Annotated in this window: 17 protein-coding genes and 1 riboswitch; of the genes, 6 read left to right on the top strand and 11 right to left on the bottom strand. The window is 73.1% G+C overall.

Annotation, left to right across the window (positions count from 1 at the left end; genetic code table 11):
- Window positions 1-99 precede the first annotated feature (99 nt).
- The gene (glmS, locus tag JOF44_RS07090) at window positions 100-1,968 is read right to left on the bottom strand and encodes a glutamine--fructose-6-phosphate transaminase (isomerizing) (protein ID WP_209889084.1); all 1,869 of its coding nucleotides are present in this window, start codon (window positions 1,966-1,968) and stop codon (window positions 100-102) included.
- 408 nt (window positions 1,969-2,376) lie between these two features.
- Between glmS and coaA the strand changes: the two genes are divergently transcribed.
- The gene (gene coaA, locus JOF44_RS07095) at window positions 2,377-3,333 is read left to right on the top strand and encodes a type I pantothenate kinase (RefSeq protein WP_209889087.1); all 957 of its coding nucleotides are present in this window, start codon (window positions 2,377-2,379) and stop codon (window positions 3,331-3,333) included.
- A gap of 450 nt (window positions 3,334-3,783) precedes the next feature.
- Here the strand turns inward: coaA and glmM are convergent, their stop codons facing one another.
- Entirely contained in the window at window positions 3,784-5,130 is a 1,347-nt protein-coding gene (gene glmM / locus JOF44_RS07100; protein WP_209889090.1) for a phosphoglucosamine mutase, read from the bottom strand.
- A gap of 145 nt (window positions 5,131-5,275) precedes the next feature.
- Between glmM and JOF44_RS07105 the strand changes: the two genes are divergently transcribed.
- A complete protein-coding gene (locus tag JOF44_RS07105) occupies window positions 5,276-8,593 on the top strand; it encodes a DEAD/DEAH box helicase (protein ID WP_209889093.1) in 3,318 nt (1,105 codons plus the stop codon).
- Between the two features lie 138 nt (window positions 8,594-8,731).
- Here the strand turns inward: JOF44_RS07105 and JOF44_RS07110 are convergent, their stop codons facing one another.
- Window positions 8,732-10,045 carry a CoA transferase gene (locus JOF44_RS07110; RefSeq protein ID WP_209889096.1) on the bottom strand — a complete coding sequence of 438 codons (1,314 nt, stop codon included), beginning with the start codon at window positions 10,043-10,045 and terminating at the stop codon, window positions 8,732-8,734.
- 149 nt (window positions 10,046-10,194) lie between these two features.
- On the opposite strand from JOF44_RS07110, the gene JOF44_RS07115 reads away from it, so the two are divergent.
- Window positions 10,195-11,409: an NAD(P)/FAD-dependent oxidoreductase gene (locus JOF44_RS07115; RefSeq protein WP_209889099.1), complete on the top strand. Its 1,215-nt coding sequence runs from the start codon at window positions 10,195-10,197 to the stop codon at window positions 11,407-11,409.
- Window positions 11,410-11,443: 34 nt separating this feature from the next.
- Complete coding sequence (locus JOF44_RS07120; protein ID WP_245348887.1) at window positions 11,444-12,328, top strand: RNA polymerase sigma-70 factor; 885 nt, start codon at window positions 11,444-11,446, stop codon at window positions 12,326-12,328.
- 170 nt (window positions 12,329-12,498) lie between these two features.
- Here JOF44_RS07120 and rpsI read toward each other — a convergent pair whose 3' ends face one another.
- The 3 genes from rpsI to truA all read right to left on the bottom strand — a co-directional run bounded on the left by rpsI (window position 12,499) and on the right by truA (window position 14,847).
- Complete coding sequence (gene rpsI / locus JOF44_RS07125) at window positions 12,499-13,008, bottom strand: 30S ribosomal protein S9 (protein WP_209889105.1); 510 nt, start codon at window positions 13,006-13,008, stop codon at window positions 12,499-12,501.
- Between the two features lie 51 nt (window positions 13,009-13,059).
- The gene (rplM, locus tag JOF44_RS07130) at window positions 13,060-13,503 is read right to left on the bottom strand and encodes a 50S ribosomal protein L13 (RefSeq protein ID WP_209889108.1); all 444 of its coding nucleotides are present in this window, start codon (window positions 13,501-13,503) and stop codon (window positions 13,060-13,062) included.
- A 384-nt stretch (window positions 13,504-13,887) separates the two neighbouring features.
- The gene (gene truA, locus JOF44_RS07135; RefSeq protein ID WP_209889111.1) at window positions 13,888-14,847 is read right to left on the bottom strand and encodes a tRNA pseudouridine(38-40) synthase TruA; all 960 of its coding nucleotides are present in this window, start codon (window positions 14,845-14,847) and stop codon (window positions 13,888-13,890) included.
- 169 nt (window positions 14,848-15,016) lie between these two features.
- On the opposite strand from truA, the gene purD reads away from it, so the two are divergent.
- Together purD and JOF44_RS07145 are read left to right on the top strand one after the other, a co-directional pair.
- Entirely contained in the window at window positions 15,017-16,414 is a 1,398-nt protein-coding gene (gene purD, locus JOF44_RS07140; protein WP_209889114.1) for a phosphoribosylamine--glycine ligase, read from the top strand.
- Window positions 16,411-17,328 carry a phosphoribosylaminoimidazolesuccinocarboxamide synthase gene (locus tag JOF44_RS07145; RefSeq protein ID WP_209889117.1) on the top strand — a complete coding sequence of 306 codons (918 nt, stop codon included), beginning with the start codon at window positions 16,411-16,413 and terminating at the stop codon, window positions 17,326-17,328. Before purD ends, JOF44_RS07145 begins: the two co-directional genes overlap by 4 nt.
- Before the next feature lie 26 nt (window positions 17,329-17,354).
- Here JOF44_RS07145 and JOF44_RS07150 read toward each other — a convergent pair whose 3' ends face one another.
- From JOF44_RS07150 to JOF44_RS07170, 5 genes are all read right to left on the bottom strand, one after another.
- A complete protein-coding gene (locus tag JOF44_RS07150; protein ID WP_342591696.1) occupies window positions 17,355-19,712 on the bottom strand; it encodes an ATP-binding cassette domain-containing protein in 2,358 nt (785 codons plus the stop codon).
- A 112-nt stretch (window positions 19,713-19,824) separates the two neighbouring features.
- A complete protein-coding gene (locus JOF44_RS07155; RefSeq protein ID WP_209889123.1) occupies window positions 19,825-20,457 on the bottom strand; it encodes an ECF transporter S component in 633 nt (210 codons plus the stop codon).
- The gene (locus JOF44_RS07160) at window positions 20,454-21,173 is read right to left on the bottom strand and encodes a YkoF family thiamine/hydroxymethylpyrimidine-binding protein (RefSeq protein ID WP_209889126.1); all 720 of its coding nucleotides are present in this window, start codon (window positions 21,171-21,173) and stop codon (window positions 20,454-20,456) included. The genes JOF44_RS07155 and JOF44_RS07160 overlap by 4 nt, the downstream gene beginning before the upstream one ends.
- A gap of 40 nt (window positions 21,174-21,213) precedes the next feature.
- Window positions 21,214-21,322: riboswitch (TPP riboswitch) on the bottom strand.
- 56 nt (window positions 21,323-21,378) lie between these two features.
- The gene (locus tag JOF44_RS07165) at window positions 21,379-21,957 is read right to left on the bottom strand and encodes a protein-L-isoaspartate O-methyltransferase family protein (protein ID WP_209889129.1); all 579 of its coding nucleotides are present in this window, start codon (window positions 21,955-21,957) and stop codon (window positions 21,379-21,381) included.
- A gap of 9 nt (window positions 21,958-21,966) precedes the next feature.
- A complete protein-coding gene (locus tag JOF44_RS07170; protein ID WP_209889131.1) occupies window positions 21,967-22,695 on the bottom strand; it encodes an MBL fold metallo-hydrolase in 729 nt (242 codons plus the stop codon).
- Between the last annotated feature and the right edge of the window lie 214 nt (window positions 22,696-22,909).

The raw sequence follows: 22,909 nt of genomic DNA on the forward strand, positions 1-22,909 counted from the left end.
GTATCACACCCCGACCCGAGGATCGTGTGGCAGCCCTATCGGGCAGGGTCGCCGCAACCGGCCGGACGGACGAGAGGACGTCACCACCGGCCGCCGGGGTCACTCGACGGTGACGGACTTGGCGAGGTTGCGCGGCTGGTCCACGTCCAGGCCCTTCGCGGTGGCCAGCTCGCAGGAGAAGATCTGCAGCGGGATCACAGTCAGCAGGGCCGCGAACAGGGTGCGCGTGGCGGGCACCCGGATCACCTCGTCGGCGTAGGGCAGCACCGCGTCGTCGCCCTCCTCGGCGATCACCAGGGTGCGGGCACCGCGGGCGCGCACCTCCTGGATGTTGGAGACCACCTTGGCGTGCAGCGAGTGGCGGCCATGGGGCGAGGGCACGATCACGAAGACCGGCTGGCCCTCCTCGACCAGGGCGATCGGCCCGTGCTTGAGCTCGCCGGCCGCGAAGCCCTCGGCATGGATGTAGGCGATCTCCTTGAGCTTCAGGGCCCCTTCCATCGCGGTCGGGTAGCCGACGTGACGACCCAGGAACAGCACGCTGGTGACGTCCTGCATCTGATCGGCGAGCCGCTCGATCTGCCCGGAGTTGTCCAGCACCTGCTGGATCTGGTCGGGGATGCGCTCGAGATCGCCCATCAGCGCCGCGATCTCGTCGGGGTAGAGGTTCCCCCGCACCTGCGCCAGGAACAGACCCAGCAGATAGCAGGCGGCGATCTGGCCCAGGTACGCCTTGGTGGAGGCGACGGCGATCTCGGGGCCGACGTGCAGGTACAGCGCGGCGTCGGACTCCCGCGGGATGGTCGAGCCGCGGGTGTTGCAGATCGCGATGACCTTCGCGCCCTGCTCGCGGGCATGGCGCACGGCCATCAAGGTGTCCATCGTCTCGCCGGACTGCGAGATCGCGACCACCAGGGTCTTCTCGGTGACGACCGGGTCGCGGTAGCGGAACTCGTGGGCGAGCTCGACCTCGGTGGGGATGCGGCACCAGTGCTCGATGGCGTACTTGGCGACCTCGCCGGCGTTGGCGGCGGTGCCGCAGGCGACCACGACGATCTTGTCGACGCTGCGCAGCACGGAGGGGTCGATGTCCATCTCGTCGAGCTGGAGGGAGCCGGCGGCCAGGCGACCCAGCAGCGTGTCGGCCACGGCGCTCGCCTGCTCGTGGATCTCCTTGGCCATGAAGGAGGAGTAGCCGCCCTTCTGCGCGGCGGCGGCGTCCCACTCGATGGTGTAGCGCTTGGCGTCGGTGACCTCGTTCCCGTCGAAGTCGATCAGGTCGACGGAATTCGCCGTGACGGTGACGACCTGGTCCTGGCCGATCTCGAGGGCCTCCTTGGTGGAGTCCACGAAGGCGGCCACGTCCGAGCCGAGGAAGTTCTCGCCGTCGCCGAGGCCCACGACCAGCGGGGAGTTGCGGCGGGCGGCGACGACGGTGTCCGGGGCATCGCGGTGCACGGCCAGCAGGGTGAAGGCGCCCTCCAGCTGGGAGGCGGTGCGACGCATCGCCTCGGTGAGGTCGCCGGCGGACTCCATCTCGCGGGCGATCAGGTGCGCGGCGGCCTCGGAGTCCGTCTCTGAGGTGAAGGAGCGGCCGTCCTTCTCGAGCTCGGCGCGCAGGGTCGCGAAGTTCTCGATGATGCCGTTGTGGACCACGGCGAGCTCGCCGTCGCGGCCGCCGACGTGGGGATGGGCGTTGATGTCGGTCGGGCCCCCGTGGGTGGCCCAGCGGGTGTGGGCGATGGAGACCTGTCCGGTGGTCTCCGGCGCGCCGTCGAGGGCGTCGCGGAGGTTGACGAGCTTCCCGGCGCGCTTGGTCACGCGCACGCCGTCGTCGTCGAGCACGGCGACGCCTGCGGAGTCGTAGCCGCGGTACTCGAGGCGGGCGAGGCCCTGGAGGGCGACGTCCACGGGACGGGAGGAGGGGGCTGCGGCCTGCGGGCCTGCGTATCCGACGATTCCACACATGCCGATCACGCTAACGATCCCGGAGCTCTCGCGCCGCTTCCGAGCGGCCTCGGCAGGAGTCGTTCCTCACCCTGACGGGGGTGCGTGCATGCGCCTGGCCGAACCTGCGCACGACCGGTCAGATTCGCGCAGTGGCGATGAGTGGTCGGTTCGCCCGACGGAGCGTGCCGGGCGGGGAGGCTCGGTTCGCCCGACGGAGCGGGCCGAGCGGGGTCGGTCGGTGCAGACGTCGTTCCGGTCGGGCGCGGGCGGTCCTCCCGTGAGGCACGGTCGGTCGTCCCGTCGGGCGCGGGCGGTCGGCGCAGACGCCGCTCCCGTCGGGCGCGGGCGGGCCATCCCTTCGGGCGCCGGTCTCATCTCACAGCGTGGTGGCCGGTTTCTCGGCCCGGAGCTGGAAGAATCATGGCCATGAAGGCCGCTTCAGCGTCGAGCACCGTCACCCCGTTCGAGGAGATCCCGCGGGATGACTGGGCACGCCTGTCCAATCAGACCCCTCTGCCGTTGTCCGAGGACGACATCGCCAAGCTGCGAGGCCTGGGCGACCGCCTGGACCTGCGAGAGGTCGACGCCGTCTACCGGCCGATCTCCCGTCTGCTGAACATTCAGGTCGCGGCGGCGCAGGCGCTGCGCCGGGACCGCGAGGGCTTCCTGGACCATCATCAGCACCGCACCCCGTACATCATCGGCGTGGCGGGTTCGGTCGCGGTCGGCAAGTCGACCACGGCCCGTCTGCTGCGCGAGCTGATGGCGCGCTGGCCGGAGACGCCGCAGGTCCAGCTGGTGACGACCGACGGCTTCCTGCTGCCCAACGCCGAGCTCGAGAGGCGCGGCATCATGCATCGCAAGGGCTTTCCCGAGAGCTACGACCGACGCGGCCTGCTGCGCTTCGTCGCCGACGTGAAGTCGGGGCAGGAACGGGTCGAAGCCCCGGTGTATTCCCATCTGTCCTACGACATCCTCGAGAACGAGCGGGTCGTGGTCGAGCAGCCCGACGTGCTGATCCTGGAGGGTCTGAACGTGCTGCAGCCGGCCCGGCCGCGCCGCGACGGGCGCCTGGGGATGGCGGTCTCGGACTTCTTCGACTTCTCGGTGTACGTCGACGCCCGCGTCGAGGACGTCCGGCGCTGGTACGTCGACCGTTTCCTGCAGCTGCGCCGCACCGCGTTCTCCGACCCGCGCTCCTACTTCCGGCGCTATGCGGACCTCAGCGATGACGAGGCCGTGCAGACGGCGGAGCGGATCTGGCGCACCATCAACGGGCCGAACCTCACCGAGAACGTGCTGCCCACGCGCGGCCGCGCAGACCTCGTGCTGCGCAAGGACGGCCGACACCGCGTGCATTCGGTGCTGCTGCGCAAAGTCTGAGCGGCCGCAGCCGTCACCGTCCGGCGAACCCGCCCGTGCCGGCGTTGCCGCCCGCCGACCCGGCCCGCTCCACTGAACCGGCCCCTCCCCACTGAACCAGCCCGCCCCCGGCCGAACTCTGCACAATCGTGGCCAAGATCGATCTTGGCACCATCAACGCAGAGCTCGGAAGAAGAGCCGGGGCAGCCAACCCGGAAACCGGCCCCTCCCCACCGAACCGGCCCTTCTCGCCACCGAACCAGCCCGCCCCCGGCCGAACTCTGCACAATCGTTGCCAAGATCGATCTTGGCACCATCAACGCAGAGCTCGGCGCGGGAGTGGGCTCGGCGCGGGAGTGGGCTCGGCGCGGGAGTGGGGTCGGCGCGGGAGTGGGGTCGGCGCGGGGGTGAGCTCGGCGCTGGGGAGGGCCCGGCACTCGGGGTGGGGTCGGCGCGGCGGGTGGGGTGGGGTCAGAGGGCGACGCGGTCCCGGACGATGGTGGCGAGGCGTTCGGCGACCGAGCCGGCCACCTCGTCGGAGGGAGCCTCGACCATGACGCGGACGACGGGCTCGGTGCCGGAGGGGCGCAGCAGGACCCGGCCGGTCTCCCCCAGTTCCGCCTCCGCCGCGGCGACGGCGTCGAGCACGCCGCGGTCGATGGTGGCGCGGGCCTTGTCGACGTTCTTGACGTTGATCAGCGCCTGCGGGAGGCGGGTCATGACGTCGGCCAGCTCGCGGGCGGTGCGGCCGGTCTCCGCCATGCGCTGGAGCAGGTGCAGGGCGGTCAGCTCGCCGTCGCCGGTGGTAGCGTGCTCGGCGATGATGACGTGGCCGGACTGCTCGCCGCCGATGGAGTAGTCGCCGAGGGTCATCTCCTCGAGCACGTAGCGGTCCCCGACCGCCGTCTGGCCCAGCATGATCCCGTGCTCGCGCATGGCGAGCTTCAGGCCGAGGTTGCTCATGACGGTGACCACGAGGGTGTCGTCGTGCAGGCGGCCCTTCTCCTTGAGGTCGAGGGCGAGGATGCCCATGATCTGGTCGCCGTCGATGATCTTGCCGTCCGCGTCGACCGCGAGGCAGCGGTCGGCGTCGCCGTCGAAGGCGACCCCGATGTCGGCTCCGTGCTCGCGCACCGCAGCCTGCAGCGGGCCGAGATGGGTGGAGCCGACGCCGTCGTTGATCAGGCCGCCGTTGGCGTGGTCACCGATCACGTGGACGGTGGCGCCGGCGCGGCGCAGCGCCTGGGGCCCGGTCTCGGAGGCCGCGCCGTTCGCGCAGTCGGCGACCACGCTGAGCCCCTCCAGAGAACGATCCAGGGTCGCGACGAGGTGCTCGACGTAGGCGTCGACCGCGCCCTCGTACCGGGTGATGGTGCCGACGTCGGCCCCTTCGGGTCGGTCCCACTCCTCGCCGAGCCGCGCCTCGATCGCATCCTCGACCTCGTCGGGCAGCTTGGTGCCGCCGCGGGCGAAGAACTTGATGCCGTTGTCGGGCGCGGGGTTGTGGGAGGCGGAGATCATCACGCCGAGGTCCGCGCTGGTGGACTGGACCAGGTGGGCCAGACCCGGGGTGGGCAGCACCTCGGCGTCGAGCACGTCGACCCCGGCGGAGGCGAGGCCCGCGCAGACGGCGGCGGAGAGGAAGTGCCCCGAGGGGCGGGTGTCCCGGGCCACGATGGCGCGCGGCCGACTGCCGCCGAAAGCACCCAGCGTGCCCAGGACGTGGGCCGCTCCCACGGAGAGCTCGACCGCGAGCTCCGCGGTGATGTCGCCGTTGGCGCGTCCGCGCACTCCGTCGGTTCCGAACAGTCGTGCCACAGGGATCTCCTCATGAGGACGGGGGTGTCGTCGTCCGGGCGGGGCCGCCGCACGGCGGGGCCCGGGCCGGACGTCCGCTGTGAGACTACCCGCTGCCCCGGCCCCCACTCGTCATCGATCCGCTCGCGACGTTACTTTGGGAGGTATGCCTGACGCCGTCCTCCTCCCCCGCCTGCTGCCGTCGGCCATCAGCCACCACGTCGGCGACCGGTCCGCGGGCCGGGGGCTCGCCCGGGCCCGCGGCGGAAGCGTCGAGGACCTGCACTGGGACGCCGACACCTCGACGGTCGATGCCGACGTCACCGATCAGGACGGCACCGTCCAGCACCCCCGAGCAGTGCTGGTGGAGTACGAGGAGGACGCCGTCTCGCGGCGGTTCCTGCCCTCGGCCCCGGGCGGCCTGTGGCGACCGCGCTCCTCCGAGTGCAGCTGCTCCGCCGGCGGCAGCTGCGAGCACGTCGCGGCGCTGCTGTACCGGCTGAACGACCTGGGCACCCGCGCCGAGGCATCGGACCCGCCGCCCGAGTGGCGCAGCGTGCTGCGTCCCCTGCTGGGCTCCTCGGGCCCTCGCGGGGCGGCCCGGCCGCTGGCGATCGGGGTGGATCTCGAGGCCGGCCCGTCCGGTGCGGGAGCCTCCCGGAACCGGCGCGAGACCGCCACCCCGGCGGATCTGGGGACCGACGCCGACCTGTGGCTGGGGCTGCGACCGCTGACCCGCGGCCGCACCGGGTCCTGGATCAAGGGCGACCTGTCCTGGCGGAGCTTCGAGGGCCGGTTGTCGGCCCGGGAGTACGACGCGGTCCAGACCGAGGCCCTCTCGCGGCTGTTCGCCTCCGCCTCCGCGGAGCGCTCCTACTCCAGCGGGGCCATCGACCACCTGTGGCTGAACACGATCACCTCCCCGCTGCTGTGGCAGTCGCTGGTCCATGCGCGCGACGCCGGGGTCGAGCTGCTGCCGGGAGCGGGCCTGACCTCGGTCGCGCTGCTGGGCGAGGCGGACGTCGGCCTCGACCTGCGCCTGGACGAGACGGCGGAGGACCTGCAGGTGCTCCCCCGCCTCACCCTCGACGGCGAGCACGCCCCGCAGGCTCGTCTGCTGGGCGCGGCCGGAGTGCTCGACGTCGCCCCGCACGGCGAGGACGCCCTCGCCGCCCGCATCGCCCCGCTGGTCTCCCCGGTCCCCCGCGCGCTGCGCTCGCTGCTCCAGCGCCGCCGACCGCTGCGGGTCCCGGCCGCGGACCGGCAGGCCTTCCTCGAGGTCGCCTACCCCCAGCTGCGCTCCCTGACCAGCGTGACCAGCTCCGACGCCAGCGTCCAGATCCCGGCCGCACGGCGCCCCACCCTGCGCCTTTCCGCCTCCTACGCCTCCGGCGACCGCCTCACGCTGCGCTGGTCCTGGCACTATCACGATCCCGATCGCCTGCTGCCGATCGACCAGCGGCAGGGGGCCCGGCGCGACCTCGCCCATGAGGACGAGGTGATCGCCGCCGCCATGACACGGTGGCCGACGGCGGGCTCCGCGGATCCGGAGCTGCTCAGCGGCCCCGACACCGCCGAGTTCACCGAGCACGTGCTCGACGAGCTCGCGGCGATGAATCATGTGGAGACCGAGGTGGTCGGCACACGGCACGCCTACCGCGAGCTCGACGGCGCCCCGGACGTGCGCATCACCCAGCAGACCACCCCGGGCAAGAACGACTGGTTCGACCTCGGCTTCCAGATCACCGTCGAAGGCCGGGAGATCCCCTTCCCCACCCTCTTCGTCGCGCTCGCCCGCGGGCGCAGCCGGCTGCTGCTGCCGGACAAGACCTACTTCTCCCTGGACCACCCGGCGTTCGACACCCTGCGGGAGCTGATCCGCGAGGGCGAGGCGCTCGCGGAATGGGAGCCGGAGCAGCAGCAGCTCAGCCGCTTCCAGGTGGACATGTGGAACGACCTCGAGGAGATGGCAGACGAGGCCGCCGCGAGCGCGGCCTGGGAGCGCACCGTCGGCCGGGTGCGGACCGCCCCCGACGCCGACCCGCCTGCACTGCCCGATTCCCTGGACGCCGATCTGCGCCCCTACCAGCGGGAGGGCTACGCCTGGCTCGCGACCCTGTTCGACCAGGGCCTGGGCGGAGTGCTCGCCGACGACATGGGCCTGGGCAAGACCCTGCAGACGCTCGCCCTGATCGCCCGCGCCCGCGAGGAGCACGCCCCCAAGGGATCCGCCGCCGACGCGCCCCCGTTCCTGGTCGTCGCCCCCGCCTCGGTGCTGCCGGTGTGGCGCCGCGAGGCCGAGCGCTTCACCCCGGACCTGGACGTGCGGGTGCTGGATCGCACCTCCGCCTCCCGCGGCGCACCCCTGAGCAAGCACATCGCGGGCGCGGATCTCGTCGTGACCAGCTACACGGTGCTGCGCATCGACGACGAGGACTTCGCCGCGCAGACCTTCCAGGGTTTCGTGCTCGATGAGGCCCAGTTCGTCAAGAACCGCCGCTCCCGCACCCATCGCGCGGCCAAGGGCGTGCGCGCCGACTTCCGCCTGGCCATCACCGGCACCCCGATGGAGAACTCGCTGGATGACCTGTGGGCGATCCTGGACCTGGTCGCCCCGGGTCTGCTGGGCGGCGCGAACGGCTTCCGCCAGCGGTACACGCTGCCGATCGAGACGGGCGAGCACCCGAGCCGGATGGAGCTGCTGCGTCGGCGCGTCAAGCCGTTCCTGCTGCGGCGGACGAAGGAGCTGGTGGCTTCCGAGCTGCCCGAGAAGCACGAGCAGGTGCTGACCGTGACGCTCGGCGAGCAGCATCGTGCGGTCTACGACTCGATGCTGCAGCGCGAGCGCAAGAAGGTCCTGGGCCTGATCGAGTCCGACCTGGATCGTCAGCGGTTCATCGTCTTCCGCTCCCTGACCCTGCTGCGGATGATGGCGCTGGATCCTCGCCTGGTCGACGCCGAGGCGTACGGCGAGGTGCCCAGCTCGAAGCTGGAGGCGCTGTTCGACCGGCTCGAGGAGGTGCTCGGCGACGGGCACCGGGTGCTGCTGTTCAGCCAGTTCACCTCCTACCTGGACCGCGTCGCGGGCGAGCTCGAGGAGCGCGGAATCCGCTACGCGCACCTGGACGGGTCCACCCGCGACCGCGACGCGGCCGTGGCCGGATTCCGCGAGGGCGACGCCCCGGTGTTCCTCATCTCGCTGAAGGCGGGCGGCTTCGGGCTGACGCTGACCGAGGCCGACTACGTGTTCCTGCTGGATCCCTGGTGGAACCCGGCGGCGGAGAACCAGGCCGTGGACCGCGCCCACCGGATCGGGCAGGACCACCAGGTGATGGTGTACCGCATGGTCGCCGAGGACACCATCGAGGAGAAGGTGCTCGCCCTGCAGCAGCGCAAGGCGGAGCTGTTCGACGCCTTCACCGACGGCGGGGAGGCCTTCCGCTCCGCGATGACCGCCCAGGACATCCGGGAGCTGCTGAGCTGATCGCTCGGATGCCGTGCGGAGCGGCTTCTCCGATCCGCTCCACCCAGCCGTGCTCTGCGCTTTTGTTGCCATAGGGCTGGGTGCGAACGGCATTGCAGATCTCGGAGTATGCGGACGGGGAAGAACCACCCGCCGCGGTCATCGGGTCCAGCCCACCGTCGCTGCGCCGTAGCCGCCGACGGGACGCTCGAGGGTGCGTCCCTCGATCCGCAGCGGCGGCGGCACCGCCTCCAGCGGTCCGTCGGCGGACATGACGCTCACCCGCGGCACCTCGAGCGCTTCGCGTCCGACGGCGGGCGGGGCGGCCCGTGCGTCCGGCGACGGCTCGGCCAGCAGCGTGCGGGCCGCGCCGAGCAGATTCACCCGGATCGTGGTCGCCCGGCCGCGGACGAGGCCGTCGAGGATGTGCCCGGCCATCCGGTGCCCGCTGGCATGGTCGAGGGCCTGCACGGGGAGGGCGCCGGGCCGCCCGTCGGTGCCGCAGCGCACCGCGATCCCCGTCGCGGCCTGGACGATCGAGTCGAAGCCCGCCCGTCCGCCCCAGGGCCCGTGCTCACCCCAGGCGGAGAGGGAGACGAGCACAGCCTGCGGGGCTGTCCGCTCGAGGTCCTCGGTGCCCAGACCGTGGGCGTCGAGGGCACCGGGACGATAGCCGTCCAGGATCACGTCGGCCTCGGCGGCGAGCTCCCGCAGCCGATCCGCGTCGCGCCGGAGGTCCAGCAGTGCCAAGCGCTTGCCCATCCCGGTGGAGAGGTGCTGGGCGAGGATCTCCGGACGGTGCGGAGGATCGATCCGGAGCACGTCCGCACCCAGGCAGGCGAGGAGCTGGGTGCAGGTGGGGCCGGCGATCACCCGGGTCAGATCGAGCACTCGCACCCCGGTCAGCGGCAGCGTCGCGGGACGTCCCTCGACCGCGCCGGCGGGAGCCGCGATGGGCTCGTGAAGGCTGCTCAGCTCGGGCCTGCCCCGGCGGTCGTCGACGCTCGACCAGGGGTCCCCGGCGGTGGCGAGGTGGTGGGGATGACCCTGCCACTCGTGCTCGGCGCGGACCGCCACCGCGATCCCGCCGGCGGCCGCGATCCGGGTCTCGACCTCGGCGACCTCGCGGCGCCCGACCTCCCGCTCGAGACCGGCACGATCGTCGATGCCGAGCACCTCGCGGATGATCGCCGCGTGATGGGGATAGTTGCCGTGCAGACGCACCCAGCCGTCACGACCTGCGACGAAACCGGAGAACTCACCCCACGCCCGCGGGGCCCGGCCGTCGATGCGCAGATGCTCATGGGCGGCGAAGGACGCGGCCGTCAGCGCATCGGTGGTGTCGATGCGGATGTCCAGGCCGCGGGCCGCGGCGAGCTCGGCAGCGGCGTCGCGCACCCGGCGCACCTCGGTCCGGGCCAGGTGCTCCGTGTCGAGCGGCCCGCCCCACCAGCGCCGAGGGCCGTCCACCATGCCCCCAGAGTAGTCCTCGCCGACCGCCGCGCCTCGGGTGGGTGGCCGCGGGCCATCGCCCTCCCCGCGCGGCGCGCTGTCACACCTCCGCCGCCTGCGGTGTCCCATGGGCAGACCCGTTCACGCAGGAAGACCCAGGAGTGAGACCCATGACCCGCACCCTCGAAGCCGTCGTCATCGGAGGCGGCTACGCCGGCGTCGTCGCCGCGAACCGGCTGAGCACGTCCGACGAGCTGTCCGTCACCCTCATCAACCCCCGCCGTGATTTCGTCGAGCGGATCCGGCTGCACCAGCGGGCAACCGGCACGTACGGCGCGACGGTGCCGTACGCCGACGTGCTGGCGCCGAGCATCCGCCTCACCGTCGACTCCGTGACCAGGATCGATGCCCCGTCCCGGAGCCTCGTGCTGGCCTCCGGTGCCGTCGCGCGCTACGACCACCTGGTCTATGCGGTCGGCAGCCATGCCGCGACGTCGGAGGTGCCCGGCACCGCGGAGCACACCATCGCGCTGAGCACTCTCGAGCAGGCCGACGACCTCCGGGACGCCCTGGCGGCCGTGCCGACCCGTGCACCGGTCACCGTCGTCGGCGGCGGGTCGACCGGGATCGAGGTCGCCGCCGAGCTCGCCGAGTCCGGCCGCCCGGTCACCCTGCTCGCCGGCGACCGGCTCGGGCCGTCCCTGCACCCCGCGGCACGGGCCACGGTGGCGCGACAGCTGGGGCGGCTCGGTGCCACGGTCCTCGCCGGCGCGGGCGCCCGGGCGGCTGCCGTCGTCGACGGGGGCGTGCACCTCGCCGATGGCCGCGAGCTGCCGAGCGCCCTCACCGTCTGGACCGCGGGGTTCGGCGTCCCCGATCTGGCCCGTCGCAGCGGTCTGAGAACCGATCCCCTCGGCCGCCTGGTCACCGACGAGACGCTGACCAGCCTCGACGACGAGCGGATCGTCGCCGCCGGGGACTGCGCCGCCCCCTCCGGGGTGCCCTACCGGATGTGCTGCGCCGCTGCGCAGCCCCTCGGGGCGCAGGCTGCGGACACGGTGCTTCGGCGCGTGGCCGGCGACGCGCCGCGCGGCAGGTCCCTCGCGATCCCCGGACAGTGCCTCAGCCTCGGTCGCAGGGCAGGCCTGCTCCAACTCGCGCGACGCGACGACACCGCGCTCCCCGTCCATCTCGGCGGCCGGCTCGGCGCCGGGCTCAAAGAAGCCGTCACCGCCGGGACCCTGGTGGGCCTGCGCACCATGTCGCGTCGGCCCGGCATCATCCCCGCCCTGGGCCTGCTGCAGGATCCGCGCCGAGCCGGACGCCTCGCCGCAGCCTCCCCCGATCTCGCCCCTGTCCAGGACCGCCCCGCGCTGGCAGACTGAGCACCCTCCTGAGAGGTCGATCATGCCCGATGCCATGCCCCGGTCCGCGACCGACGCCTTCGTCACCCACCGGAACCTGCTGTTCACCGTCGCCTACGAGATCCTGGGCTCCGCGGCCGACGCCGAGGACGTGCTGCAGGAGAGCTGGCTGCGGTGGGCGGAGGTGGACCTCGACGAGGTCCGCGAGCCCCGCGCCTACCTGGTGCGGATCGCGACCCGTCAGGCCCTGAACCGGCTGCGGAGCCTCGAGCGGCGCAAGGAGGACTATGTGGGGCAGTGGTTGCCGGAGCCGCTGCTGACCGCGCCCGACATCGCGGAGGACGTGGTGCTCGCGGACAGCGTCTCCATGGCGCTGATGGTGGTGCTCGAATCGCTCGCACCCACCGAGCGCGCGGTGTTCGTGCTGCGGGAGACGTTCGGCTTCTCGCACCCCGAGATCGCCGAGGCCGTGGACCGCTCCCCCGCCGCGGTGCGGCAGATCGCCCATCGTGCCCGGGAGCACGTCGCGGCGCGCCGCCTGCACCACCGCACGGACGCCGCGGAGGCACGTCGCACGCTCGACGCCTTCACCCGCTCGATCGAGACCGGTGACGTGCAGGCACTGATGGACGTGCTGGCACCGGACGTCGTGGTGCTGGCGGACGGCGGCGGCATCAAGCAGGCCGTGCCCAATGCGGTGCGCGGGGCCGACAGGGTCGCCCGCCTGTTCCTGGGCGGGATGAGCAAGGCGCCCGGGACCCTCACGGCACGACCGACCGCCGTCAACGGCCACCCGGCCCTGGCCATCGACCTCGACGGCGAGCTGGACGGCGTCTTCAGCGCACAGATCCGGGACGGGCGCATCGCCGAGATCTACTACGTCCGCAACCCGGAGAAGCTCTCCCGCCTCTCCTCCGCGACGGTGCTCACGGCGCGGTGAGCCCGCGAGCGCGGCATCACGGGGCGCACGATCACGGGCGCTGGATCAGACGCGTGGGATCGCGGGCGCGGGCCCGGGACGGCAGCTCAGGACGACGAACGGCCCCGACCGGTGCAGGTCGAGGGCCGTTCGTGCAACGTGCTCGGTGCGGAGCGATGCTCCGCGCCCGATCAGCGCTTGGAGTACTGCGGCGCCTTGCGGGCCTTCTTCAGACCCGCCTTCTTGCGCTCGATGATGCGCGCATCGCGCTTGAGGAAGCCGGCCTTCTTGAGCGTCGGGCGGTTGTTGTCCCGATCGATCTCGTTCAGGGCGCGGGCGACGCCGAGGCGCACGGCACCGGCCTGGCCGGACGGGCCGCCGCCGCTGATGCGGACGACGACGTCGAAACGGCCCTTGAGGTCGAGGACCGTGAACGGGTCGTTGACCTCCTGCTGGTGCAGCTTGTTCGGGAAGTAGTCCTCGAGGCTGCGCTCGTTGATGGTCCACTGGCCGGAGCCGGGGATCAGACGCACGCGGGCGACGGCCTGCTTGCGACGGCCGGTGCCGTAGCCCGGTGCGGTCGCCGACTGGCCGGCGCCGACGGCGGCTTCGCCGGTGGACTCGGTGGTGAAGTTGGACGGGACGTTCTCGTCCGTCTCATCGGTCGTGGGCTCGAGGGTCTCGGGGGTGGTCTCAGTCACGGTTCTCCTTGGTTCGTCCGTGCGGCAGGGCGGAGTGGCGGGACGCCCCGCTTACTGCGCCACCTGATCGATGGTGAAGGGGACGGGCTGCTGAGCGGAATGCGGGTGCTCGGAGCCCGAGTAGATCTTCAGCTTCTTGATCTGCTGATCAGCGAGCTTGTTCTTGGGGAGCATGCCACGGATGGCCTTCTCCACTGCACGCTCGGGATTCTTCTCGAGCAGCTCGGAGTAGGGGATGCCGCGGAGGCCGCCGGGGTAGCCGGAGTGGCGGTACGCCAGCTTGGCGTCCCGCTTCTTGCCGGTCAGCGCGACCTTGTCAGCGTTGATGATGATCACGAAGTCGCCTGCATCCACGTGGGGTGCGAAAACCGGCTTGTGCTTTCCCCTCAGGAGCTGTGCAGCCTGGGAAGCGAGCCGGCCGAGGACGACATCGTTTGCGTCAATGACGTACCAGGAACGCTCGACATCGCCGGGCTTCGGGGTGAACGTACGCACTCGTGCCTTCTTCTCTCGTCATGGTGCCCGAGCAGCAGGATGCCGACCGGACACGGTTCGATGGACCGTGGGCACGCTTCCTTCGGGTAAAAGCATGGCCCTGTCGCTGCGCCCGTCCCGCTCCGCACACGATGCGACGGCGGTCCTGGATGTGTGTGAGATGCCCTTTTCGCGCCGGGCGTGAGAAATCGGCTGCGGAGTCGGGCACACATCAAGGCACAACGACCCTCCACGATAGAGCGTCCGAGCTGGCAGCGTCAACGCGAGGAGGCCTCGGCGGGGGTGTGATCTCCGGCTCTGTCGGCCATCGCACCGCGCAGTTCAAGCCCGGCGCGTCCGCGTGAACGCCGGTGCGCCCGCGGGAACCGGCGCGCCCGCGCGAATTCAGCCCCGGCGCGCCCGCGCGATGGCGGCGCGGGCGGCGAGCTCCTCGTCGGGCGGGTAGGCGACGTGGTCGAGGGTCAGCCCCTGCGGCGGGCACATCGGGGCGGAGCCGAGGCCGTCGCGGGTGGCGGCTTCGCGGGTGCGGGCGGCGAGCACCTGGGCGGGCCAGCCCTCGTCCCGTCGGCCCTCCCCCACGGCGATCAGGGTGCCCACCAGGGAGCGCACCATGTGATGGCAGAAGGCGTCGGCGACCACGGTCGCGACGACCAGGCCCTCGTCGGCGCGGCCGACGTCCGGACGCTCCCAGCGCAGCTCGCGCAGGGTGCGGATGGTGCTCGCGCCCTCGCGGGGCCGGCAGAAGGAGAGGAAGTCGTGCTCGCCCAGCAGCGACTCGCTCGCGCGCGCCATGGCGGGGACGTCCAGATGGCGACGGTGGCGCAGCACGTCGCGCCGCAGGGGGTCGTGGACGGCGGGACCGTCGGAGATGCGATAGCGGTAGCGGCGCCAGAGTGCGCCGAAGCGGGCGTCGAAGTCACCGGGGACCTCGCGGGCGACGTGCACGACGACGTCCTTCGGCAGCACTCCCGCGAGCCGGGTGATGAGGGACTCGACCGGGCTGCGGTCGGAGCGCCCGGGGAGGGTGGCCAGCACCTCGCGCGGCACGTCGAGATGACAGACCTGGCCGCGGGCGTGGACGCCGGCGTCGGTGCGACCTGCGACGGTCACCCGCAGCGGGACCCGGGTGATGCGGGCCAGCGCGTCCTCGAGCTCGCCCTGCACGGTGCGCTGGCCGGGTTGGGCGGCCCAGCCGCGGAAGGCGGAGCCGTCGTAGGAGAGGTCCAGGCGCAGCCGGGCGGTGGGCGCCGCGGGCCGGGTCTGCTCCGCGGCGGGGGCCTGCTCAGGGACGGTCCACTCCACCGGGGTCGCGGTGCGGTCGGGGTCCGGGAACGCGGCGGGCATGGCTCAGATCGTAACGGCGTCGGCGGGTGGCCCCACGCATCGGGGCGACCTCTGTCTCCCACCTCAGGTACCCCGTGTCTCCCCCATGAGGCACCCCCGGTTCCCCGCCCCGATGCCGCAGTGCGGTCACTTCATCGGGGCTGGCGGCCTGCTCGGTACGCTGGCTGACGTGAAGATCCTCGTCATCGGCTCCGGAGGCCGCGAGCACGCGATCATCCGTCGCCTCGCCGCCGACCGCCCCGCCCCCGAGCTCCATGCCGCTCCCGGAAACCCCGGGATCGCCGAGCTCGCCACCTGCCACGATGTCTCCGTCAGCGATCTGGATGCCCAGGTGTCCCTCGCGCTCGAGCTGGCCGCGGACCTCGTGGTGGTCGGCCCGGAGGCCCCGCTGGTCGCCGGCAGCGCCGACCGTCTGCGTGCGGCGGGGCTGACGGTGTTCGGCCCGTCGGCCGCCGCCGCGCAGCTCGAGGGCTCGAAGTCCTGGGCGAAGGAGATCATGGCCGCCGCCCGTGTTCCCACGGCCGCGTCGGTGACGGTCACGGCCATCGAGGAGCTGGGGGCCGGGCTGGACCGGGTGAATCCGCTGTCGGACGTTCCCTTCGTGGTCAAGGCCGACGGGCTCGCCGCCGGCAAGGGCGTGGTGGTCACTCCCGATCGCGACGCCGCGGTCACCCACGCCGAGGCGGTGCTGACCGCGGGCGGGACCGTGGTCCTCGAGGAGTTCCTCGACGGACCCGAGGTGTCCCTGTTCTGCGTCAGCGACGGCACCCGGGTGGTCCCGCTGGCCCCCGCGCAGGACTTCAAGCGCGCCCTGGACGACGACGAGGGTCCCAACACCGGCGGCATGGGCGCCTACTCCCCGCTGCCCTGGGCTCCGGAGGGCCTGGCCGACGAGGTCGTGCGCACTGTCGCCCAGCCCACGATCGACGAGATGGCCTCCCGCGGCACCCCCTTCGTCGGCGTGCTGTACTGCGGCCTCGCCCTCACCTCCCGGGGCGTGCGAGTGGTCGAGTTCAACGCCCGCTTCGGCGACCCGGAGACGCAAGTCGTCCTCGAGCGGCTCGCCTCCCCGTTCGCTCCCCTGCTGCTCGCCGCCGCCCGCGGCGACCTGAGCACCGTCCCCGCCCCGACCTGGCACGACTCCGCCGCCGTGACCGTGGTCGTCGCGTGCGCCGGCTACCCGGCCGCGGCCCGCACCGGGGACGTGATCGCCGGGATCGACGCGGCCGAGATGCTCGGCACCCACGTGATCCACGCCGGCACCGTCCGCGACGAGCACGGTGCGCTGCTCAGCGCCGGCGGCCGCGTGCTCTCCGTCGTCGGCGCCGGGGAGGACCTCGAGGCCGCTCGCGTGCTGGCCCTGGCCGGCGCGGAGGCGATCGCCCTCGAAGGGTGCCAGCACCGCCACGACATCGCCCGCACCGCCGCCCGGGACGCGCAGTCCGACCCCGGCGCACCGTCGACGTCGAACACACAGTCCGCATCGAGCGCGGGATCCACACCGGGTGCCCACCCCGCGTCGGACGCCCCATCGACCCCGATCCCTGACGAGGGAGCCCCCGCATGAGCCCCACCACCTCCACGCCCCTGAACGAGGCTCCCCAGCTGCCCGGCTGGGACCACGTCGTCACCGGCAAGGTCCGCGAGCTGTACGTCCCCGCCGGCGTCGACCCCGCCGAGGCGAGCGAGGTGCTGGTGGTCGCGACCGATCGCATCAGCGCCTACGACCACTCCCTGCAGCCCGGCATCCCGGACAAGGGCCGGGTGCTCACGGCCATCAGCCGGTTCTGGTTCGACCAGCTGACCGACCTCGTCCCGAACCACGTGATCTCCGCGTCCGACGTGCCCGCGGAGGTCGCCGGCCGTGCGCTGCGCTGCCACGGTCTGGACATGGTGCCGCTGGAATGCGTCGCCCGCGGCTATCTCACCGGGTCAGGGCTGGCCGACTACCGGGCCGGGGGCTCCGTCGGCGGGCACGTGCTGCCCGGCGGCCTGGTCGACGCCTCGCGCCTGGATCCGGCGATCTTCACCCCGTCCACGAAGGCGGAGGCCGGGGAGCACGACCAGAACATCACCGTCGCCCAGGCTCGGGACCTGGTGGGCGCCGAGCTCGCCGACGAGCTGGAGCACCTCACCCTCGCGGCGTACGAGAGAGCCCGGACGATCGCCGCGGAGCGCGGCATCCTGCTGGCCGACACGAAGTTCGAGTTCGGCCGCTCACGCACCGACGGCACCCTGATGCTCGGCGACGAGGTGCTCACCCCCGACTCGAGCCGGTTCTGGTCCGCGGACTCCTACGTCGAGGGCCGCACCCAGCCCAGCCTGGACAAGCAGTTCGTGCGCAACTGGCTGACCTCCCGCGCCTCCGGCTGGCACAAGGGCACCGACACCCCGCCCCCACCGCTGCCGGCCGACGTGGTCGAGCAGACCCGCGACCGCTACGTCGAGGCCTACGAGCGTCTCACCGGCGAGCGGTTCTGACCCGCCGCCCCGGACCGGGCACCCCCTCAGGTCAGGATCAGCACGGCGGTGACCACCGCGGCCACCCCGACGACGAGAACGGCGTCGGCCCCGGTCAACGACACCGGTCGCCAGACGGTGCGGGGACCGTCGCCGACCCCGCGGGACTCCAGAGCGAGGGCGATCCGCTCCGCCGCGCGGATCGCGTCCACCAGCAGGGAGAACGCGCAGCGCAGCAGACGGCGCGGCCCGAGCGCCGGTGTCGAGCCGTCGGCCCGCAGGGGCAGGCGCACCCGGTGCGCCCGGGTGAGGACCCGCCAGCGCCCCGGGAGCTCGTCGAGCAGGCGCTGGCCCGCGAGGAGGGCGAGGGCGTACCGCGCGGGCAGACGCGCATGCTCGTGCAGGCTCACCATGGTGGCGCGGGGATCGGTCGCCCGGGCGACGCCGAGGGCACCGAGCCCGATCACCAGGGCGCGCAGGGCGAGGGCCGCGCCGAGCACCAGACCCTCCTCGGTGATGCGCACGGGCAGGTCCGGCCACGGTTCGTGCCCGGGCCTGCTCAGCACGTTCACGCTGAACACCCCGAGAGCGAAGAGCGCGAAGGGCAGCTGCCCGCGCAGCAGACGGAGCGGTCCCAGGCGGGTTCCCGCCATCACCGCGACCGAGAGCAGAAGATACAGCACCGCGAGCGGCACGGGATCGGTGAGGAACAGGCACACCCCGCTGAGCGCGGTGAGCAGACCCAGCAGCACCGTCGGGTTCCGGGACGCGAGTGGTCCTGACCGCCCGGACCCGGCCGGCCCGAGCCCGGTCTCGGCTCCGGCTCCGGCTCCGGCTCCGGCTCCGGCTCCGGCCACAGCCTCGTTCTCGGCCGCGACGCCGGTTCCCGGGCCTGCTTCGTGCCCGCCGCCCGGGACCAGCCCCGCCGCGATCATCAGCTCCCGGTCCGCGAGCAGGTCGGCGGGAGACAGCGGCGCCCGCGCCGTGCCGTCGACGATCACCACCACCGTGTCGGCCGCGGTCACGGCGCTCAGGTCATGGGTGGTCATCACCACCGCGCGCCCCTCGTCGGCGGCGGACCTCAGCAGGCCCATGACCGTGCGCTGAGCGGCGCGGTCGAGGCCGAATCCGGGCTCGTCGGCCAGCAGGACGGGTCGGCCCCCCAGCAGCATCGCCGCGATCGACAGTCGCCGCTGCTGCCCACCGGAGAGGCGGAACGGACTGGATCCGGACCAGTCCGTGAGCCGAAGTCGCGCCAGCATCGCCTCGACCTGCTCCGGGGACGCTCCGGTGTCGGCGAGCTCCTCCTGCACCGTCGCCCCGACGAACTGGGATTCCGGTCGCTGGAAGACGAGCCCGGCGGCCGCCCCCGTGACGGTGCCCGCGTCGGGCCGATCCAGCCGCGCGAGCGCTCCGAGAAGGGTCGACTTCCCGGCTCCGTTGCGGCCGACGACCGCCAGGACCTGCCCCGCGACCAGGTCGAGATCGATGCCGGAGAGCACGGTGCCGCTGCCGTGGCCGAGAGCGAGACCCCGGGCACGTACCGCGATCGGCGGTGCCTCGGCCGGCGTGTCCGAGCGCCCCGTGATCCCCGCTGCGCCGCCGAGGTGCCGTCGACCGTCCTCGTCCCGCGAGAGCTCCCGCTCGACATCCCGCGGCAGCCAGCACCCGGCGTCCCGCAGCGCAGGGCCGTGCTCGGCGAGGACGCCCTCGGTGGGCCCGTCGGCCAGGATCCGCCCGGAGCGGTCCAGAGCGATCGTGCGCCGCGGCAGCGCCACGACCCCCTGCTCCCCCGCCCACTCGTCGAGTCGATGCTCGACGAGCACCGACGCGACCCCGGGCTGCGCGACCGCCGCCTCCACGCTCTTCCGCACGACGGCCACGCCGTCGGCGTCGAGCATCGCGGTGGGTTCGTCGAGCAGCAGCAGCCGTGGTCCGGTGACGGTCGCCGCCGCGAGGGCGACTCGTTGCAGCTGCCCGCCGGACAGGCTCCGGGTCCGCCGATGCCGGAGCCGTTCCGCCCCGGTGCCGCGCAGCGCGGCGTCGACCCCGGGTCCGATCCACGTCCGGGGCACGCATCGGTTCTCCAGAGGCAGCGCGACCTCGTCGGCGACGTCCGGCAGACACACCCCGCTGACCGGGTCCTGGCCGAGGTAGCCGACCACGTCCGAGAGGGCGGCGACACCGTCTGCCACCGGGTCCCGCCCGTCGATCCGCACCTTCCCGGAGACGCTGCCGCGCACGTGAGACGGCACCGCGCCGGCCAGTGCCAGCAGGAACGTGGACTTGCCGGCGCCGGAGGGGCCGAGCAGCAGGACCTGCTCTCCCGCCCGGAGGGTGCCGGTCCAGGGGCCGACGCCGTCCCCGGAGGGCAGGACGACCTCGAGGTCCTCGGCCCGGACCACCGGCCGGTCACCCTCGGCCGCGCCGCAGCCCGCGGGGGCGCGTCCCGTCGGGCGCTCCGCACAGGCTGCGACGACGCGATCCGCCCGCCCGGCGCGACCGGGTGGCGACGCCTCAGCGGACACGGCGGGCGGGGGCGTCGTCGACCGTCCTCGGATCCGCGCTCTGCCGGGATCCGCCGATCGCGAAGTTGTCGAGCACTCCGGTGCGCACCAGGGCGTCGACCAGGACCTTGGCGAGCAGGCCGCCGAGGACGATGCCGGAGACCACCTGCATTCCCAGTCGCAGCCCCAGGATGTCCTGCCCGTACCAGCCCATCCGCACGGCGGTCCAGAAGAAGACCAGACCCGCGCCGAGGGCGCCGGAGAGGGCGTAGGTGCCCCATCCGAACCGGCGGTACCGGGTCAGTGCGAAGGGCAGCTCGCTGCCCGCCCCTTGCAGCGCGGCGGACAGCAGCAGCAGCGGACCGACGGGACTGCCCAGGAACACGACCTCGACGACGGCCGCGAGGATCTCCGCGATCACTCCGCTGAACGGGCGGCGGATGATCGCGACCGCGACGGGCCCCACCAGCAACCAGGACCCGGCCAGGACGTGCTGGGCGAGGTCCCCGGCGGGCCCCATGGCGATCGCCAGAGCGTTCCAAGTCTGGACGAACACCCAGTACAGGAAGCCGAAGACGGTTCCGAGCACCACCACCAGCACGATCTCGCGCAGGTCCAGCCGGCCGCGGGCCCGGGCGGTCATCGCGTCACCGTCCCGAGGTCCCGGACCTCGTGCGAGGGACTGTTGAGGCTGACCGTGAGATGGCTGGTCACGTGCTGGACGCCGCGCCCCACCAGCACCCATCCGGCGAGCGCGGTCGCGAGCACGTCCCCGACGTCCCCCTCGAGCCGGGTCGCGAAGTGCTCGGAGCCGCGGAAGGTGCCCAGGTCGCGGGCATGATCGATCGCCGCGCAGATGTCCCGCATGTGGTCGGGGGCGGTGCCGTCCGCGGCGACCTGGTCGGCCAAGGGGTACAGGGCCCACTCCGCGGTGGCGAACCGCCCGGTCCGGCGCGGGGGCGGGACCTCGGCGCGACGCGGCCCGGCGCCGCCGGGCAGCTCGCAGACGACCTCGCCAGGGCAGCCGCGGGACAGGTGCACGGTCAGCGCGGCGTGGTGCTCGGTGCGGGCGAGTCCCTCGCCGAGGTCGATCAGCCAGCGCAGGAGGTCCGCCTCGTGACCTCCGACATAGGTGGAGACGTCGCCGGTCTCGCGCACCAGAGAGCTCTCGTCGAGACCGGAGAGCGTCTCGCCGAGGATCCGGGCGTAGTCGTCGGCCATGACGGCGGCGGTGATCCGGGCGCCCACCCCGAAGCCCAGCGGGGTCTCGACAGGGTCCGCGGAGGCGGTCGGGGCTCTCCCCTCCCCCGGGGCGGCGGACGAGGCGGGAGAAACGGACGATGCAGCAGCGGTGGTCACGATCCGTGCCTTTCACGACGCGGCACGGACGCACAGCGGCTCTCGCCCTGCGGAGGCTCCCTGCGCCGGCATGATCCGGATCAGGTTCTACGGTCGGAGTCGGAGTACTCCCTCTCAGCCCGGCTCACCGGGCTCCCGTGCACACGGCCACTGTAGCCGCCGACGGGAGCGTGCCGCAGACCTGTCCATGCGCCGGCACGCGCGCTCAGTCCTCCACCAGGGGGACGAAGCGGAACCCGCCGTGCTCGGTGTCCCGCACCCGGCCCCCGCGGCGCTCGAGGCGATGCATCGTCGTCCCCACGGGGATCACCATCACCCCGCCCTCGGCCAGCTGGTCGAGCAGCGCGTGAGGGACCTCGCGCGCTTCGGCGGAGACCAGGATCCGGTCGTAGGGGCCGTCCTCCGGGGCGCCCAGCACACCCGGGCGGGCGAGCCGGATCTCCGCCACGCCCGCGGGGTCGGCGGCGACGAGGGCCTGTCGCGACGGTTCGATGAGCGCCTCCTGGCGCTCCACGCCGATCACCCTCCCGCCGGGTCCGGCGAGCTGTGCGAGCAGCGCCGTCGTCCACCCCGACCCGGAGCCCAGGTCGAGCACCCTGCCACCGAGCGGCACGTCGAGCAGCCGGAGCATGACGGCGACCGTGTAGGGCTGCGAGTTCGTCTGGCCGTGGCCGATGGGGAGCGGGGCGTCCTGGTCCGCCCGATCACGCTGCTCCTCGGGCAGGAACCGGGCACGCCGAACCGCTCGGAAGGCGAGGTCCACGGCGTCGGCGTCGTGCTCCATGACGACCACTCATCCCCTCGAGGTGATCTCGACGACGCCGTCGGCCGGCCAGTCGCGCACCTCGGTGCCCTCGGGGGCGAGGTTCGTGGACTGGCGCAGGAAGATCGGTCGGCCGACGTCGCTGGCGATCGCCTCGTGCACGGGCAGGGCGAGGACCGGGCGGACGCTGCGCAGGAAGTCGATGGTCTCGGACATCTTCGACCACGGCGCGACGACCGCGAAGGCGAGCACGTCGATCCCGTGGAACTCGGGGACCGGCTCGAGGGAGTCCCCGGTGATGCCGAGGCGCGGAGAGTCGCCGGCGGTGAGCACCAGACCCGTGTTGCCCACCCGGGGGATGTCGGGATGGATGATCGCGTGCTGGCCCCCGACGGCGCTGATCCTCAGAGCCGGGTCATCGCCGACGGGCGGGAACTCGTGGGCGGCCCCGGCGCTCAGCGGGAGCAGACGCTCGCCGTCCACCGCCGGGACGTCCTCGGCCGGCTCTGCCAGCTGCGTCGCGGTCTCCGGCTCCGCGATCACGATCGCGTCCGGGCTCGCCGCGAGCACCTCGGCCAGCAGGGCGCGATCGAGGTGGTCGGGATGCTGATGGGTGATCGCGATGGCATCGATCGTGCTGAGGGTCCCGGGACCCAGAGCGCGCACGGCCCGCCCGCTGAAGCCGCCCGGGTCGACCAGGAGCCGTCTCCCGGCGGTCTCGACGAGCAGGCATGAATGGACGAGGTGACGGATCTTCATCGCTGCCTCCGGCATCGGTGGACTCGGACACGACGAACGTAACCTGATTCGCCGCAGGGCGCGAGGGGTCGCGCGCCGGGCGCCGACCGCCGGGCGCCGAGCTCTCCCCCGGGTCGCCGGGCACCCGCCGGCCGGACTCTGCCGCCGCCGGGTGCTGGGCGCTCCCCCGCCGGGCCCCCGCGGCTCGGTACGATGGCCGGGGTCGGCACCGAGA

The sequence above is a fragment of the Brachybacterium fresconis genome (assembly GCF_017876515.1).
GTDB classification, from domain to species: Bacteria; Actinomycetota; Actinomycetes; order Actinomycetales; family Dermabacteraceae; genus Brachybacterium; species Brachybacterium fresconis.